Origin of the sequence: Caballeronia sp. RCC_10 (assembly GCF_041360715.1) — a bacterium.
GTDB lineage: Bacteria > Pseudomonadota > Gammaproteobacteria > Burkholderiales > Burkholderiaceae > Caballeronia > Caballeronia grimmiae.
On the sequence record NZ_JBFUPT010000015.1, the window covers coordinates 39707 to 56811 of the forward strand.

The following is a 17105-nucleotide window of genomic DNA, read 5'->3' on the forward strand; positions in this document are numbered from 1 at the left end:
GCGAGTTGCGTGCTCTTTGCGCTTACGGCGCGACGTTCGTCTTGAACCACTTCTCGGACAAAGTCTTCACCGTGCCGTCGGCGAGTGCCGAGGCGAGCGCCGCGTCGAACTTCGCTTTGAGATCGCCGTCTTGCTTGCGGAAGGCGAGGCCTTCGCCCGGACCCCAGATCGGCCCGCCGATCTTCGGACCCGCGATGGAAATCGACTTGTCCGCCGAACCCGAAGTGAAGTAGGTCAGATCGTCGAACGACGCGTCGATACGGCCATTGGCCAGATCGAGATCGCGCTCCTGCGCCGTCTTGTACGCGCGGATCGTCGCGATGTCCTTGAAGTTCTCCTGAATGAACTTCGTGTAGACGGTGCCTGACTGGATGCCGATGGTCTTGCCCTTCAACTGCTTGCGAAGCCCGTCGACGACGGCCTTATCATTTGTTGCATCGCCGGTGAGCCTGACGGCCGGCGCACCGGGCGACGCTTTCGGCAGGATGGCATCGTCGGATACGGCGAAGGTCGCGGGCGTCGAAGCATACGGACGCGAGAACGCGATGATCTTTTCGCGCTCGGGGGTGATCGAAATCACGTCCATGAGGACGTCGAATTTACCTGCCTGAAGGCCCGGAATCATGCCGTCCCAGTCCTGCGCGACGAGGCTGCACTTGAGTTGCGCGCGCGTGCAAAGCGTGGCCAGCAGCTCCGGTTCGAAGCCGCCCAGCTTGCCGCCGGGCAAGGTCTGATTCCACGGCGCATACGCGCCCTCGGTCGCGATCGTCACCGATTGCCAGTCCTTCGCCTGGGCCGACGTCGCCGCGATGGCGACCACCCCTGCGAGCATGCCGAGGCGCAACTTTGCAGAAAACTGTTTCAAGTTCATCTCCACGTCCTTTCGTCTTTCGTCAAATGAGAGCCATCGTCGTCACGATCTTGTATAGACAAGTCTGCATGAGCACTAAAAAAGACGCAAGGAGATGATGATCGGATCAGGGGAATTACCTAGATGCCTTCTGAAAGGCGTGCTCCATGCGGAATCCGCGGTCGGGCTACGAGGGTGGGTGCGTCCGCGGAACCGGCTTTTTGCACGAACCGGATGCGATGATGTATAGGCAAGCCGGCCGGTAGGCGACCGGGAAATCGGTTCGAGGGACGGGAGAAAGCGGTGCTGCTGTCCGCCTGTGCCGGTTACTCGACGTCAAGCGAACCTTCAGTGGACGGCACGGCCTGACTTCTTGCGTCGCGACCTACATAAAGCTCCTACGCGATGCCATGGCTCATTGAACTATCGAAAAAGGGCTATTAATCGGTCGACTTCAAAGTTGTGATAGCGGAGCGCCCAAACTACTACGCATCTGCGCAAAGCCCTAGAAAGAGATTAAGAGAATGAACGTAACAACATCAGACGACTGTGTCGGAATTTCGGCCGATCACCCGTGGGCGAAGCACTCTCATCGCGCTGCGTATCGAGATGGCGCGTTCTCTCTGATTCTCAATAACTTCTTCAAGGATTGGCTCGACGAAGAGGCACAGGCGGGAACATCCAGCATGGCCGAGCGTCTGGCTTAGGAGTCGGGTCGATCGCCAAGTATGACGCCGGGATTCAGAACCTGCATATCGGAAAGTTTGTCGCGGGCGGGCTCAGGTTGCGCTTTCTGCTGAACGGTCAGCATGAGATGAAGACCATCTCGACCGCAATGTTCAGTGTGTACGGCGACGGGTTACGAAACGCTCCACCGCCGCAATATGCCGACACTGTCATTCACAATGATGTGTGGATCTGCGACGAAGCGCTGTTTCTTGGCGGTAGCACTGTGGAGAGCGGATGCGTAATCGGCGCGCGAACCGTCATACCGCCCAATTTTCGAAGCGAACCGTATGGGATTTACGTAGGCTCTCCCGCGCGTCTCGTCAAGTTTCGATTCTCCGAGCAAGTACGCGAGAGCCTTCTTGAATTGGCATGGTGGGATATGCCGCTGCAATGAATCAAGGAGCACAATGAAGCATTCCTCGCGGATTTGACCAGCAATGAGGGACGCGCACTGGAAATGCTATCCGAGCTGAAGCGCGCAATGCGTCTCTCGCTCGAAGCGCTGCGGGCTGCCTGATTGGGTGACGCTGGCTCGCGGCACGAGGCCGCACGATCGGTGACGGGTTCGCCGAGCGCATGCTGGTCAATGTCGGTCAGGCGTGTCTGAAGCCCGCGATATTGCTCGCCGTCGATGGCCCCGGCTTCGAAGCGTTGAAGATTGCGATGATTGCGCGCGTCGAGGCGGTGCACGCGCGCACGATGCGCACGCCTGGCATCCATCAGGCGTATCGGAAGAACGTTGATCGCATGCGTCAAGCGGGCGCCGCGCAAATCGCGAGAGGCCCGAGCGGCGAAAGCGCGTGGGACGGCCAGTCGCTCCTGTTCGAGGTCAGCGGCGCACCGATGTTCGGTGAGCCTTCACTGTCGGACGAGGTTTTCGGTCCGTCTGCTACGACGTGCTCGCTTCATGTACCTCACGGGGAGTGGGGCATGAGTGGTCCGGCGGGGTATACACTCCGGCAAACCATCCAGATCAACTCACAGTAGTTGGCGATTGCTCGGTCATTCGCCTATGCAGTCTCGGTCTTGTCGCCGGATTTCCTCAATCGGCCATGAGCCGTCATTCAATGTCACGCACGACCGGCGCTTCAGATGTCTGCAACCCCCGCGTGAACGGCCAATATGCGAGCCAAAGGCTTTCTCCAGGCGGTGATACTGCGCAAACGATCCCCGTTGCCACCCGACGTCTCCTCATATACCACCCGCCGCCCCGTTTGCTTGCCTGGTAAGTCCGGGTATATATCTAACCCCAGAGCGGAGAGGCGGCGGCGTTGGTAGCAAGGTTATTGCAGCCGTCATGGGGCTCGCAAGACCGTTTGCGCATGACGCCGGTGAACCTGACTGCACTGGTTACTGGTCGGTGCCGCCGTCACGTAGTTGTGCCATGGTGTGCACCATGGCCGTTGGTGACAAGCGTCATGGTCACACGCACCACCGCTCCTCCGCGATCAGCCATTCACTTCTCAAGCCACGCTCGCCATCCCCCGAAGTTCGAGATGTCCGTCCCGCGTGCAAGGGCATACGGTTCAGAGACGAAGCCGGGTAGCCAAGATCCATCCGCTAGTTCGACCTTTCCGAGCGCGAGCGGAGACGGTACAGTCGAGAGCAGCGAGCCAAACTCGGCGCTCGGCATGTCCCAGACCTCGATCGCGATGGCAACGCCATCGCTCGTATCCCGCCACATGGCCGGCCGCCGCGTGCCGTCGGCCGATTCCGGCAAGGCGGAGAGTCGGTAGGAAGGCGCGGTGTGCGTCGCCTGAAGGAGACGGGCGCCGCGAGCAACCAGGTCGCGATTAAGCGGCAGACCTTGCATATGCGCGCCGCACACTACGATGCGCATCCGATCGTGACTCGCGCGGTGCGGCGCGTCGTCGTCGAACTCGACGCCTCCAGCGCACGCGTTGCCGCTCACGCGCTGAAGCAGATCGGCGACGCCGAGCAGATATTGATCCGTGAACGCGCGGCCGAAGACGGTCACGCCCCACGGCAATCCGTTGCTCATGAGGCCGGCGGGTGCGGCCACCGCAGCATAGTCCAGCAGGTTCATGAAGTTCGTGTAGTAGCCGAGGAGCGCATTCGGGCCGATGGGATCGCGCTCCAGTTCAGCGAGCGTCACCGGGCGCGGATATGTCGGCGTGAGCACGAAGTCGAGCGTATCGACCGATGCATCGCATAGCGCCTTCAGCTCCTGCAGCCGATACTGCGCGCGAAACAGCTCGACGGCGGTCGCGCCCGGCGCTTTCGCCAGGACATCGCGAATGACGGGCAGAACGGCATCCGGCTGCGTCGTCATCAGCTCGCCCGTCACGCTGTAGCGCTCGGCGACCCACGGTCCCTGATACAGCAATTGCGCCGCCTCGACGAACGGCTGAAAGTCGATCTCGACCGCTTCGCCGCCCGCTGCTTCGAGTAGCGCACGCGTCTGCGCGAACAATGCGGGGCTTTCGCTGCAGCCCGCGAACTCCAGTTGTGCGGGCACGCCGAAACGGAACCCGTGCGGCGTGCCGAACGCACGCGCCGCGTTCCATTGCGGATTGCGGCGGCTGTATGCATCGCGCGGATCGTGCCGCGCGGTCAGCGCGAGCAGTTCGCTGGCTTCCGCGGCGGTTGCCGTAAAGAACGTCACGCAGTCGAGCGTGCGGCAGGCGGGCACGACGCCCGCGGTGGAGAGCAATCCTTTCGTCGGTTTGAGGCCGACCAGATTGTTCAGCGCGGCAGGCACGCGTCCCGATCCGGCCGTGTCGGTGCCGAGCGCGAAGCTCGCGATGCCTAGCGCGACCGCAAGCGACGACCCCGCGCTCGATCCGCCCGACGGATACTCGGGATGCACGCTGTTGCGGCACTTGCCATACGGCGAGCGCGTGCCGTTGAGGCCGGTGGCGAACTGGTCGAGATTGGTCTTGCCGAGCGGTATGGCGCCTAGCGCGATCAACTGGCCGACGAGCGTCGCGGATTCATTGGGCGTGTACGCGAACGCGGGACAGCCCGCCGTCGTTTCGATGCCCGCGAGGTCGATGTTGTCCTTGATCGCGAACGGAATGCCGTAGAGCGGCAGACTGTCCGGATCGTGGCCTTCGAGCCGATCGACGAAAGGCGCGATCTCGTCTTCCGTCAGCAGATGAATGAAGAGATTGAACTCGGCATTGAGCGCGGCGCCTTTGTCGCGCAACTGGGCGATCAGCTTGCGCGGCGTGAGCGAGCCTTCGCGATATTCGCGGCGCAGCGCTGCGAGACGCAGATCGAATGTCGACATGGTTTTCCGTTGGATAGATTCAGTGACGCTCGATGACCGCGATGCGCTGTCCCGCGCGCAGCGGCGAACCCGGCGCGACATGGATCGCGGCGACGGTGCCGGCGCATGGGGCGCAGACGGAAATCTCCATCTTCATCGATTCGATGACGAGCAGTACGTCGCCCGCTGCAACTTCATCGCCAGCGGCCGCTTTCACTTGCCACAGGCTGCCCGCGATCTCGCTGTCGATGGCGACTTCGCCATCCTTGAGCGGTGCCAGTTCGGTGTCCTCGACGAGTGGCGCATCCTCCGCGTCTCCCGATGCGCCCGCTTCACGCCAGCGCTCGCGTTCGGCCTGAAACGCCGCCTGCTGACGCGTGCGGAACGCATCGATGCTCGATGCTTCGTCTTCGAGAAACGCCTGATAGTCCGGCAACGACAGCTCCGTTTCCTCGATGCGTAGTGGATAGCGCCCGAGCGGAAAATCCGCGCGAATCCGCATGAGTTCGTCGGCGGACACTTCGTAGAAACGGATTTGATCGAAGAAGCGCAGCAGATAGTGCTGACCGCAGAAATCCGCCGTCTGCGCGTAGTGGTTCCACATCTGCAACGTGCGTCCGACGAACTGATATCCGCCCGGACCTTCCATGCCATACACGCACAGATATGCGCCGCCGATGCCGACCGAGTTCTCCGCCGTCCATGTTCGCGCCGGGTTGTACTTCGTCGTCACCAGTCGATGACGCGGATCGAGCGGCGTCGCGACCGGCGCACCGAGATACACGTCGCCGAGACCCATCACGAGATAGCTCGCATCGAAGACGATCTTTCTGACTGCATCGATGGAATCGAGGTCGTTGATGCGCCGGATGAACTCGAGATTGCTCGGGCACCACGGCGCATCCTTGCGCACCGTCGTCATGTACTTGTCGATCGCGAGGCGGCACGCCGGGTCGTCCCACGAAAGCGGCAGATGCACAATACGCGACGGCACGCGCAGATCGCTTTGCAGCAGCACGTGCGCCCACGCTTCTTCGACGTTCGCAAGCAGACGCGGGAGCGGCAAGTCGTCAGGACGGTAATGAATCTGTAGCGAGCGGATGCCGGGCGTCAGATCGATCACGCCGGGAAGCGCCTGCGATTGGAGGGACTGCATCAGCGCATGGCCGCGAAAGCGCGATACGAGATCGAGTTCCGCCGGGCCGATTTCAAGCAGCAGATGCGTATCGCCCGACACGCGCGCGACGAGTCTCTCGCGGCCCGATCCGCTATCGAGCACGATGGGCGAAGTCAGCGCCGCACGTCGTTCGGTCACTTCGCCGCGTTCGATTTCGAGCGAATCGATTTCACGACGCCGCCGCCGCGCGGCCTCGCGCGCTTCATCGATCTCGACGGGAACGAAGCGCACCTTGTCGCCCGCCTTCAGCTGGCCGATGTGCCACAGGTCCGCTTCGATGATCGTCACCGGACACACGAAGCCGCCGAGACTCGGGCCGTCGGGGCCGAGGATCACGGGCATGTCGCCGGTGAAGTCGATCGCGCCGACCGCGTACGGGTTGTCGTGAATATTCGACGGATGCAGACCCGCTTCGCCGCCGTCTTCGCGCGCCCATTCCGGCTTCGGGCCGATCAGGCGCACGCCGGTGCGGCTCGAATTGAAGTGCACTTCCCATTCGGTATCGAAGAAGCGTTCGATATACGCTGCGCTGAAATATTCCGGCGCACCGTGCGGGCCATAGATGACGCGGATCGCGCGAACAGGTTCGAGGCGCAGCGCATCGTCGAGCGTTGCGCCTGCTTGCGCGTCCTCGAGCGGATAAACGTGCAGCACATCGCCAGCGCGGATCGCGCGTCCGCCGTGTCCGCCGAACTGGCCGAGCGTGAAGGTGCTGCGGCTGCCGAGATACGACGCGACATCGAAGCCGCCGCGCGCGCACAGATAGGCACGCGCGCCAGCGCCGCGAATCGTGCCGAGCGCGAGCGTCGAGCCCGCCGCGACATGGATGCAGGTGTGCATCGGTTGCGCGATATCGTCGAGCGTGACGGGAATGTTAGCGCCCGTGACCGCGATAACCGCATCGGTATTGAAGCGCAGCGTCGGGCCGCTCATCGTCACTTCGAGCGCGGCGTCGTCGGCGGCGTTGCCGATGAGACGATTGCCGAGGCGCATCGAGCGATCGTCCATCGGTCCCGACGGCGGAATGCCGACCGCCCAATAGCCGAGCCGGCCCGGATAGTCTTGCACCGTCGTCTGCGTGCCGCCGCTGAGGACGTCGATCGTGCTCGCGCGATACTTCAGCGCTTCGAGACAGCGCGTCCACGGCTCGCCCGATGCGAACGGCGCGTCGCCGATGATCTGCCGCAGATAGTCGCGATTCGTCTCGACGCCGTAAAGCCGCGTGTTCGCGAGGGCATCGTCAAGCGCGTGGCGCGCTTCATCGCGCGTCGGCGACCACGCGATGATTTTCGCGAGCATCGGATCAAAGTAGGGCGGCACTTCGCATCCGGCTTCGATCCACGTATCGATGCGCAACGCGCGGCCATCGGCTTCCGGGAAGGCGACATCGGTCACGATGCCGGGGCTCGGCTTGAAGTCGCGGCCCGGATCTTCCGCGTACAGACGCGCCTGGATTGCGTGGCCGCGCGGCTTCAGGCCCGCCATCAGCGAAGAAAGCGGCGCAAGCGTTCCTGCGGCGAGCTCGATCATCCAGCGGACGAGATCGACGCCCCAGACCTGCTCGGTGACACCATGCTCGACCTGCAAACGCGTGTTCACTTCGAGGAAATAGAACCGTTCCGCCGCGCTGTCGTAGACGAATTCGACCGTGCCGGCCGACCGGTAATCGACGGCTTTCGCGAGGCGGATCGCGGCATCGCAGAGCGCGGCCGATACGCCTTCGGGCAACGATGGCGCGGGCGTCTCTTCGAGCACCTTCTGATTTCGTCGCTGCACCGAGCAGTCGCGCACGCCCAATGCGATGGCGTCGCCTTTGCCGTCGCCGAAGACCTGCACTTCGAGATGCCGCGCCCGCTCGATGTACTTCTCGAGGAACACGCCCGCATCGCTGAAGTTGTTTTCGCCGAGACGTCGCACCGCGTCGAAATGCGCGCCGAGTTTGCCCGCGCTCCAGCACACGCGCATGCCGATGCCGCCGCCGCCCGCCGTGCTCTTCAGCATCACCGGATAGCCGATGCGCTCTGCCGCATCGAGTGCGGCCGGCAAGTCGTCGAGGAGGCCCGTGCCCTCGAGCATCGGCACGCCTTCTTTCGCGGCGATTTCGCGCGCGGTGTGCTTGAGGCCGAACGCGCGCAAGTGCGCAGGCGTCGGTCCGATGAACGCGATGCCCGCCGCTTCGCACGCTTCGCCGAACGCCGCGTTCTCCGACAAAAAGCCGTAGCCCGGATGAATCGCCTGAACGCCTTCGGCACGCGCGATGTCGAGTATCTTCGCCGTGTCGAGATAAGTCGTCGCGGCGGGACCGTCGCCTAGCGAATGCGCAATCGATGCTTCGCTCACGTGGCGGCTCGCGCGATCCGCTTCGGCATACACGGCGACGCCGGTGACATCGACAGCGCGCAAGGTTCTGAGAATGCGGCAGGCAATCGCCCCGCGATTCGCAATCAGGATCTTCTCGAACATGGAAAGGGAAGGGTCGTTCGGAGGCGGGCCGTCCCGCCGTGAGCATGGCGAGCCGCGGTCGTCCGCGGCCGCGATCGCATCAGCGATAGCTTCGGTTCAATTGTTCCCGCGTTGTCGTGCAGCAGCGTCCCGAGCGAACGAGCATGACGTGATAAATCCAGCCGCGGATGCGCTTCAGTTCCATATGATCAGCTCCGCGGGCGTCGGGTTATAGGCGTTGCACGGATTGTTCAGTTGCGGACAGTTGGAAATCAGCACGATGACGTCCATCTCCGCGCGCAGCTCGACATACTTGCCTGGCGCCGAGATGCCGTCTTCGAAGGTCAGGCCGCCTTCGGCCGTCACCGGCACGTTCATGAAGAAGTTGACGTTCGCGCCGATATCACGCTTCGCGAGCCTTCCGTCGTGCGCGCATGCGCGCAGGAAGTTGTCGCGGCAGCTATGCATGTAGCGCTTTTCCAGCGCATAACGCACCGTGTTGCTCTCCTGCGCACATGCGCCGCCGAGCGTGTCGTGACGGCCGCAGGTATCGGCGACGATCGTCAGCATCGGATTGCCGAGATTCGAATACAGCACCGAGCCGGACGTCAGATAGAGGCTTTGTTGCCGACGCAATGTGCGTTGCGGATCGAAGCGTTCGCGCGGATCGTGAAGGCTGTAGAAAAGCGTATCGACGGCCTGATTGCCCTCCAGATCGACGATGCGCAGCGTCTGCCCCGTTTTCACTTCATGCAGCCACGGTTCGCCCGCGGCGAGCGTTTCGCGATACACCGCGCCTTCTGGATGTTTTTCGCTGACGGTAAGCGCTTGGGTCATGTTGCTCATCTCTCAGGTTCGCTCAAAGGAAAAAGCGTTCGGTGTTGATGAAGCCGCGCACGTTCTCTTCGCATGCGGTACGGCATATTTCCGCGACTTCGGGATGCGATTCCTTCAGTTCCAGCTTGACGGGCTTCGGCGAATATTCGGGATGAGGATCGAGCGGATGCTGGATCGCGGTCAGCACGACGAGCGTGTTCATCGGCGCATACAGTTCGATGTAATCGCCCGCCTTCGAATTGCCGGGCACGAAGGCGAGCGCGCCATCGCTCGTCACGTCGATGCGGCTGAAAAGATTGAGCGTCATCAGCAGGTCGGAGACGTCGAGGCCCCACTTGCTCATCTCGACGAGCAGGTTGTCCGTGCCGTTGCGATAGAAGCCGTTGCGAAGCTCCTGATAGCGGCCCGCGCCGTATCGTTCGAAGACCTCCTGCGCATTCGATACCCCGCCGATGCTGTCGTGCCAGCCGCATGTATCGCCGACGATGGCGGCCAGCACGCGCCCCATGTCGGAGTAGAGGCAATGGCCCGCGGTGAGCTTCGCGGTGTGCTGGCACTTCAGCGAATCCGGCAGATTGAGCCGCTCGCTCTTTTCGCTGGCGTTCACCATCATCGCGCTGACGTTCGCGCCGCCGCGAATATCGGTGATGCGCAGGGACTGTCCGCGCTTGACGATCAGCGACGTATGACCGCCGCCGGGGACCGTTTCTTCGAGTAACACAGTCATGGCGTATAGCGTCCTTTAATCGGAGACGAGTTCGATGCTGGATGCGCCCTGCACCGCGGCCTGCGCCATATGCACCGCCGATGCCGAGGCGCGCGTGCGGTCGAGCGGAATGTCGTAGGTGATGCGAGCGCCGTACGCGCCGGGCGCTTGCGGATCGACGCGCACCTTGTCGAAGACGAGCACGCGGCTGCCGAGCGTGAAGCCTTCCTTTAGGTCGTGCGTGACCATGAAAATCGTCAGCTTCGATTCGCGCCACAACTCCGACAACAGCACATGCATGTCCTTGCGGATGCCGGGATCGAGCGCGCCGAAGGGTTCGTCGAGCAGCAGCACGCGCGGTTTCATCATCAGCGCCTGCGCGATGGCGAGCCGTTGCTGCATGCCGCCTGAAAGCTGCTGCGGATACATGTCGATCGCCGCGCCCAGGCCCACGCGTTCGAGCATCGCGGCGGCTTCGTCGCGTGCGGCGCGTCGCTGTGCGCCGAACAGGCGTCCCGTGAATCTCGCGCGCGGCAGTTCGAGACCGAGCATCACGTTGCGCAGCACGCTCAGATGATTGAAGACCGAGTAGCGTTGAAACACGACGCCGCGATGCGCGTCCGGTTCGGCGGGAAGCGGCTCGCCGTCGAGCAGGATCTCTCCGCGCGTCGCCCGTTCCTGTCCGAGCAGCAGGCGCAGGAACGTGGACTTGCCGCAGCCGGACGCGCCGACCATCGAACAGAATTCGCCTTCCTTCACGGTGAGATTCAGCCGTTCCAGCACGACCTGATCGCCGTAGTTTTTCCATACGTTACGAACGACGATCATCGCGCGCCTCCGCCGTACCACGGAAAGCACCATTGCGTGAGGCGACGCAGCAGTTCGTCGGTGAGCCACGCGAGCAGCGTGATCCACGCGACGTAGGGAAGAATGAGATCCATCGACAGATAGCGCCGCACGAGAAAGATGCGATAGCCGAGCCCGTCGGTCGAGGCGATCGCTTCCGCTGCAATGAGAAAGAGCCACGCTGCGCCGAGCGAAAGCCGGATCGCGACGAGCAGACGCGGCAGGAGCTGCGGCAGAACGAGCCGCAGAACAAGTGTCCAGCTGTTCGCGCCGAGCGTTTGCACCTTGATCCACATCTCGGCCGGGATTTCGGCGGCGCGCGCATGAAGATCGCGAATGATCATCGGCGTGATGCCGACGACGATCAGCACGACCTTCGACAGTTCGTCGAGACCGAAGACGATGAAGAGAATCGGCAGTACGGCGAGCGGCGGCACCATCGATATGACGGTGATGAACGGCGAAAGCGTCGCGCTGACGAGCGGAAACGATCCCGTCGCGATGGCCGCAACGAGCGCGATCGCCGCACTCACGACGAGCCCGATGCCGAGCCTTCGCAAGCTCGACGCCGTATCGGTCCACAGCAGATACTCGCCTGTGCGCCTGTCTTCGGTGAAGGCGGCGGACTTCATCGCATCGCTCATTTGCGTCGCGCTCGGCAGCAGCTTGTCGTCGGGATTGTCGGCGAGCCGCATCGAAGAGCCGGTGAAATACACCGCGAGCAGTACGATGAACGGCAGCAGTAGCAGCATCAGCGCGCCGGTCCTGCTGGGATGTCGATTGATGAGTCGCATGTTGACCGCCTTGTAGTAGACCCTCGAGCGCTCAGAGCTTGCCCGCCGCCGCCATCTCGACGTAGGCCGGATCGAAGCGCAGCTTCACGTTGTTCTTGTTGCCGACGACGACGCCCTTGTCGAACGCCATGCCGACGGCATCCGCGCTCTTCGCGTCCTGTCCGAGCAGGCCGTGATCGAACGAGAACTTCGCGACGCGCGTCATGATCTTTGGCATGTCGGGGCTGGTCACGAATTCGAGCGCGGCCTTCGGCGTGTAGAAGAGGGCGGTGGTCGAGAGCTGGCCCTTGAAGTTGGCGAGATCGGTGCCGGACGCCTTGGCCATCGAGGTCAGCGCGCTCGTCGTTTCGGGGGAATCGCCGTGCATCAGTGCGACCATCTCGAACCATGCGCCGGTCAATGCCTTGCCGAGCGCTGGGTTGTCCTTCAGCGTCTTCGTGTTGACGACCATCATGTCCATGATCTCGCCGGGAATCTTGCTGGAGTCGAAGACTTCGGTGACGTTGGGCTGCGCCTTCAGGTCGGCGAGCATCGGATTCCATGTGACCGTGTTATGCACCGTGGGCGTGGCGAAAGCACCGGAGATATCGGCGTCGGACGTATTGACGACCTTGAGATCGCGCTCGCTCATGTGCGCGCTTTCGAGTGCGCGTGCGAGCAGATAGTGCGAGACCGAGAACTGGACGAGGTTGATCTGCTGGCCTTTGAGATCGGCGATCTGCTTGCCCTTGCCCTTCATGAGCACGCCGTCGTTGCCGTTCGAGAAATCGCTGACGATCAGCGCCGTCGAGTCCACGCCGCCCGAGGCCGGGATCGTGAGCGCGTCCATGTTGGTCATCGCGCAGCCGTCGAACTTGCCGGCCGTGTATTGATTGATGGACTCGACGTAGTCGTTCAGCTGGACGACATCGACATTGATGCCGTACTTCTTCGCCCACTTGGAGACGATGCCTTGCGTCTTGGCCTGGCCCCACGGCATCCAGCCCGCGTAGATGGTCCAGCAGACCTTGAAGTCGTTGCGCGGCGCGGCGAATGCGGCGCTGGACGCGATAGCGGCGACAGAAATTGCGGCGATGCCAAGAAAGCGAGCGAGCTTGCGCATGAGGTTGACCTCGAGGAGACGGTTGGCGACGGCAGGGAGCAGCGCGACACATCGCGTTCTCTCCCGGGCTTTTGTCCCGCCGTGTAACCTCGCCTGAGGTCGACAGCTCTCGGACCAGCATCCGCGTGAAGCAGACCGGAACCCTAGCCGTCCATTTGCAGATTGTTCGATGAACCGGATGACGCGCCGGCTCCTTGCATGGTTGACTATGCGTAAACCGTGCCAACCGAAAATCGCCGCTTCGCGCGACAGCTTTGCGGTTGCATGCCCATTTATGGGGAGTTCTGTGCACCAGCCAGCTTTCGATGCACTGGTGCGACGCGGGTACCGGCGCTATGCCCGTAAATGGGGTCTTGCACTGCCATGAAGACGCACGGTTTCCCGGGTCACTGGATTTTTACCTGTACCGCGCCCTTGTTCGCCGGAAGGCACTGTGGCGCCCAGCTCACGCGAGCTTTTTTCGGCAGAGACGGATGGCGTCGTAGGTTGCGAGCGATCCTTCCTACATCACACAGTGGCTCGCAGCAAATAGTAAGCAACAAAGGTCCGTCTTCAATCGCATCGTCTAGGGCGCTAAATGGCTGCGCCACTTCCGGAACCCGCCAATTTCGGCCATCCAACCGCCTGGCGCGACGGACATTCAGCTGTCTGCTCCAACCGGGAAGCGGCCTTGGACGTCATGCCGACGCAGAACGGCGATTGTGCGGGTCGACCTCTGCACGCCGTATCGGAGCGTGACCGGCAGTCGGCAGGCATGCGCCAACTCGTCCCGACTAATGAGTGCGTCGATTTGACGTTCGACACCGGCGATCGCGCCGGGCGCAGGTCGCCCCTGACCTCGTCTGCGAGACGCGAGGCAAGATCGTGGCGCCGTGCTTTAGGCTCTCAACCCTAAGAGTCAGTCCAAAGCCGTCCAGCTTGGAAACCGCTTCAAGCACGCCGCGCCCGCTAACCGGATCCGCTACTTGGCAGTCGCGGCGTTATCGCGCGTACTGTTCGAGCGCGTCAGCGAGGGCATCGAAGGTAACGCGGCAGCGCGGGCTCGCGCGCAGATCTTCGTGCATCGTCACCCAGGTTTCGAGTTGGAGCGCGAACGCCTTCGACAGCACGCGCACGAGGCCATCGCGGCGCGCAATGGCGACGTGACATCCGCCGATGCCCGCGCCCGCGCGGACCAGCGCCAGTTGCGCGAGATCGCTATCGGCGCGCATTGAAAACGTCGCGTGATGAAAACCCGGCAACGTGCGGCTCACATCGCGAATGAACGCGTTGGGCTGGTCGTAGCCGATGACCGCGTGTTCGGCGAGCGCCGCCATGCTACGCGGCGTGCCGTGACGATCGAGATAGTCGCGCCGTGCATGAAGCCCGACGTCGATCACGCCGACGCGCCGCGCGACGAGTTGCGTCTGGCGCGGACGCACCATGCGCACGGCGATATCCACTTCGCGCCTCAGCAGGTCCTGCACGCGGTTCGACAGCACGAGTTCGACAATTAAATGTGGATGCCGCTCGCGCAGCGCCGCGATGACCGGCGGGAGCACCTCGACGCCGACCACTTCGCTCGCGGATACGCGCACGACACCCTGCACGCCCGCGCCATCGTCGCCCGCGTGGCCGCTCGCGGCGCGCTTGAGCGATGCCGCCGTGCTCTGCATCGCTTCGGCGTGCGACTGCAACGCAAGCGCGACGTCGGTTGGCCGAAGCCCGTTCTGCGAACGCGTGAAGAGACCCACCGCAAGCGCCCGTTCGAGCGCTTCGACGTGACGCCCCGCCGTCGGCTGCGTGATGCCAAGCGCGCGCGCCGCACCCGACAGCGACCCTTCGCGCAGCACCGCGAGAAACGTCCGGTAAAGCTCCCAGCCGATGTCGTTTTCCATACATTTTTGTATATCTGATCAACGAAGTTCGCCAATTTTAATGTGCTCGCGAAGCGGGGAGAATGACTCCATCGACAACTTACGGGGCGTGACATGGCGCAAGGCGAAATGGTTCTGGTACTCGGGGCGACGGGCGGCATCGGCGGGGAAGTCGCGCGGCAACTGCGCGATGCCGGCTGGGGCGTGCGCGGGCTGCGGCGTGGCGCGGGGGCATCGAAGGGCGACGGCATCGAATGGATTCAGGGCGATGCCATGAACGCGGCCGACGTGATGCGCGCGGCGCGGGGTGCGTCCGTGGTCGTGCACGCGGTAAATCCGCCTGGCTACAAGCGCTGGGCGGAACTCGTGCTGCCGATGATCGACAACACCATCGCGGCGGCGAAGGCCCAGGGCGCGACCATCGTGTTGCCGGGCACGGTCTACAACTTCGGGCCGGACGCGTTTCCGTTCATCGACGAAGACGCGCCGCAGCATCCCGTCACGAGAAAAGGCGCGATTCGCGTGGAAATGGAAGCGCGCCTGCAACACGCGAGCATGGAAGGCACCCGCGTGCTGATCGTGCGCGCGGGCGATTTTTTCGGGCCCAAAGCGGGCAATAACTGGCTCGCGCAAGGACTCGTGAAGCCCGGAAAGCCGGTCACGAAGATCAGCAATCCGGGGGCGCGCGGCATCGGGCATCAGTGGGCGTATCTGCCCGATGTGGCGCGCACTATGGTCGAACTGCTTGCGCACCGCCATTCGCTCGATGCTTTCGCACGCTTCCACATGGGCGGCCATTGGGACGAAGACGGCACGCGCTTCGTCGATGCGATTCGTCGCGTGGTGGCGCGCCGCACCGGGCACGAGCCATCCGTTGGCGGCTTTCCGTGGTGGCTGCTCGCGCTCGCCGCGCCGTTCAATGTAACGTTCAGGGAGCTTCAGGAAATGCGCTATCTATGGGCGACGCCGGTGCATCTAAATAACGCGCGGCTTGTGCAGACGCTCGGGCACGAGCCGCATACGCCGCTGGACGTGGCCATCGAAAAGACGCTCATCGGCCTCGGATGTCTCACGACTGACCTTCACGCTTCGAAATCGAGCTGCACTTCGTAGAGCGTGCGGCCGTTCGGTTCCGAGCCAGTCACTCCCTGCACCAAAGCCTTTGAACATTGGCAGCGTCGGCGGGAAACAAATTTGCCTTCCATGGTTTCAAGCTCTTTGCCGCCTCGCAAGTGCCCAGAGGTAGGTGGACGACGCGCTTGGATGGCTGAGCAAACTGAAGTCTGACTGACACACGGGCGGCGAGCGGACGTTTGCCGGCTAAGAAGCGTCACTCGTACCTCCGGTCGCTCGGACGTTGAAAATGTCGGCAGCAGGCTAAGGTGCCCATTAGTAATAGATCGAACGACCGTTATACATTGGAAGCGGCCACTTATTCCGTTCACTTTCGCTGTCCTATGTGGGTCGGAAGTACGCACTGCCGACTGTCCGCTTCCGCGCCGCTGAATTCCAGCGACTGCTTTCGAACGATGAGTTAGGGCAGCGGACTGACGCATCCCGACCCATCGCGGTCAGTGATCGGATTGCATTGCTGTCGTCACCTGTCGGAGAAACAACGGTCACTCGATACACAGTCGCGATTCCTGGGATTGAAGAAACGTCCAAGGTCCCTCATCGTGGAGGCGTCCTGTGCGCGATGTGTAGGGGAAGTCCCGCGCTATTAAGGGCGGAGAAAGTCCACCCGCAAGGGTGAGGCTTAAGCGGCTGCCGGGCGCGACGATCTGGGCGCGCCATGCCGCATTCTTCCCGGTTCAGCGAAAGTTCCTTTGGTTGCACTTCGAAGCCCAGGCCTTGTCGCCGCTCACTCGGTCAATCGCGAAACCTTGGTACCTTCCAGCGAGGCGTCTGCCATAAGGCCGGCGTTTGTCAACACGAAAGCTTGTACTGGCTTGCTCGCGGTGGTGGTGTCAATGGTGCCGTTCGCGCCCATCCTGACGAGCGCCACGGATGCATCCGCGCCGGCCGACCAGCCGTTGGAGCTTCGGAATTTGGTGAGCGCGTCCTGAGTCATGAACAGAAAAATGATCGCTTTGGACTGCGCCCCTGCCTGTAAGCCAACCGAGCCAGAAGTCGTGCTGTAGTACCCGACAGTATGACCGCCCGCCCGAAGGGACCCTTTGCCATACTGGGCGCCGACAACGAAGCCCGCCTGAATGACGGATGGGAACACGAGCACGCCACTGGCTTTAGCCACTAGTTCGCGCGAGCCACTCACCGTCGTGTAGAGACGCTGTAGCGTGCTGTCGACGTCGGCGTCAATAGACCGGTGCAGGTCAGCCGCACCCGCAGCCTGCTCGCTTCCAGCATTTCTGTTGGTCGTGCAGCCAACTAATGCAAGGCCTACGAGTGCTAGGGCGGCAGTGGACTTGCGCATGAAGCTCCGTCTTTGCATCAAAGTTCTCCAGTGTGGAACAGATAAGACCCGTAGGCATGAACGGGATGCTTGCGGAGTTAATAACGCAGCATCTCGAAGA

General features: G+C 62.7%; 12 protein-coding genes, 1 pseudogene and 1 riboswitch. Of the genes and pseudogenes, 3 read left to right on the forward strand and 10 right to left on the reverse strand.

Going from position 1 to position 17105, the window contains the following annotated elements:
• Positions 1-22: 22 nt before the first annotated feature.
• On the reverse strand, positions 23-871 hold the full coding sequence (locus AB6804_RS22880; RefSeq protein ID WP_370888410.1) for a transporter substrate-binding domain-containing protein: 849 nt from the start codon (positions 869-871) through the stop codon (positions 23-25).
• A gap of 503 nt (positions 872-1374) precedes the next feature.
• Between AB6804_RS22880 and AB6804_RS22885 the strand changes: the two are divergent.
• Both AB6804_RS22885 and AB6804_RS22890 read left to right on the forward strand, forming a co-directional pair.
• Positions 1375-2096 (forward strand): annotated as a pseudogene (locus AB6804_RS22885) (acetyltransferase).
• 59 nt (positions 2097-2155) lie between these two features.
• Entirely contained in the window at positions 2156-2566 is a 411-nt protein-coding gene (locus AB6804_RS22890) for a hypothetical protein (protein ID WP_370888411.1), read from the forward strand.
• A 469-nt stretch (positions 2567-3035) separates the two neighbouring features.
• Here AB6804_RS22890 and atzF read toward each other — a convergent pair whose 3' ends face one another.
• The 8 genes from atzF to AB6804_RS22930 all read right to left on the reverse strand — a co-directional run bounded on the left by atzF (position 3036) and on the right by AB6804_RS22930 (position 14592).
• Positions 3036-4832 carry an allophanate hydrolase gene (atzF, locus tag AB6804_RS22895; RefSeq protein ID WP_370888412.1) on the reverse strand — a complete coding sequence of 599 codons (1797 nt, stop codon included), beginning with the start codon at positions 4830-4832 and terminating at the stop codon, positions 3036-3038.
• Between the two features lie 19 nt (positions 4833-4851).
• A complete protein-coding gene (gene uca / locus AB6804_RS22900; protein ID WP_370888413.1) occupies positions 4852-8451 on the reverse strand; it encodes an urea carboxylase in 3600 nt (1199 codons plus the stop codon).
• A gap of 174 nt (positions 8452-8625) precedes the next feature.
• On the reverse strand, positions 8626-9267 hold the full coding sequence (locus AB6804_RS22905) for an urea amidolyase associated protein UAAP2 (protein WP_370888480.1): 642 nt from the start codon (positions 9265-9267) through the stop codon (positions 8626-8628).
• A 22-nt stretch (positions 9268-9289) separates the two neighbouring features.
• Complete coding sequence (locus AB6804_RS22910; protein ID WP_370888414.1) at positions 9290-9994, reverse strand: urea amidolyase associated protein UAAP1; 705 nt, start codon at positions 9992-9994, stop codon at positions 9290-9292.
• Positions 9995-10009: 15 nt separating this feature from the next.
• Positions 10010-10801, reverse strand: a complete 792-nt coding sequence (locus AB6804_RS22915; protein WP_370888415.1) for an ATP-binding cassette domain-containing protein — start codon at positions 10799-10801, stop codon at positions 10010-10012.
• The gene (locus tag AB6804_RS22920; protein WP_370888416.1) at positions 10798-11613 is read right to left on the reverse strand and encodes an ABC transporter permease; all 816 of its coding nucleotides are present in this window, start codon (positions 11611-11613) and stop codon (positions 10798-10800) included. Before AB6804_RS22920 ends, AB6804_RS22915 begins: the two co-directional genes overlap by 4 nt.
• A 31-nt stretch (positions 11614-11644) precedes the next feature.
• Positions 11645-12715 carry a putative urea ABC transporter substrate-binding protein gene (locus AB6804_RS22925; protein WP_370888417.1) on the reverse strand — a complete coding sequence of 357 codons (1071 nt, stop codon included), beginning with the start codon at positions 12713-12715 and terminating at the stop codon, positions 11645-11647.
• Positions 12716-12773: 58 nt separating this feature from the next.
• Positions 12774-12873, reverse strand: a riboswitch (guanidine-I (ykkC/yxkD leader).
• An 822-nt stretch (positions 12874-13695) separates the two neighbouring features.
• Positions 13696-14592, reverse strand: a complete 897-nt coding sequence (locus tag AB6804_RS22930; RefSeq protein WP_370888418.1) for a LysR family transcriptional regulator — start codon at positions 14590-14592, stop codon at positions 13696-13698.
• A gap of 93 nt (positions 14593-14685) precedes the next feature.
• On the opposite strand from AB6804_RS22930, the gene AB6804_RS22935 reads away from it, so the two are divergent.
• Positions 14686-15684, forward strand: coding sequence for an NAD-dependent epimerase/dehydratase family protein (locus AB6804_RS22935; RefSeq protein WP_370888419.1), 999 nt, complete (start codon positions 14686-14688; stop codon positions 15682-15684).
• A 748-nt stretch (positions 15685-16432) separates the two neighbouring features.
• Here the strand turns inward: AB6804_RS22935 and AB6804_RS22940 are convergent.
• Positions 16433-17023: a YSC84-related protein gene (locus AB6804_RS22940; RefSeq protein ID WP_370888420.1), complete on the reverse strand. Its 591-nt coding sequence runs from the start codon at positions 17021-17023 to the stop codon at positions 16433-16435.
• Positions 17024-17105: the final 82 nt, after the last annotated feature.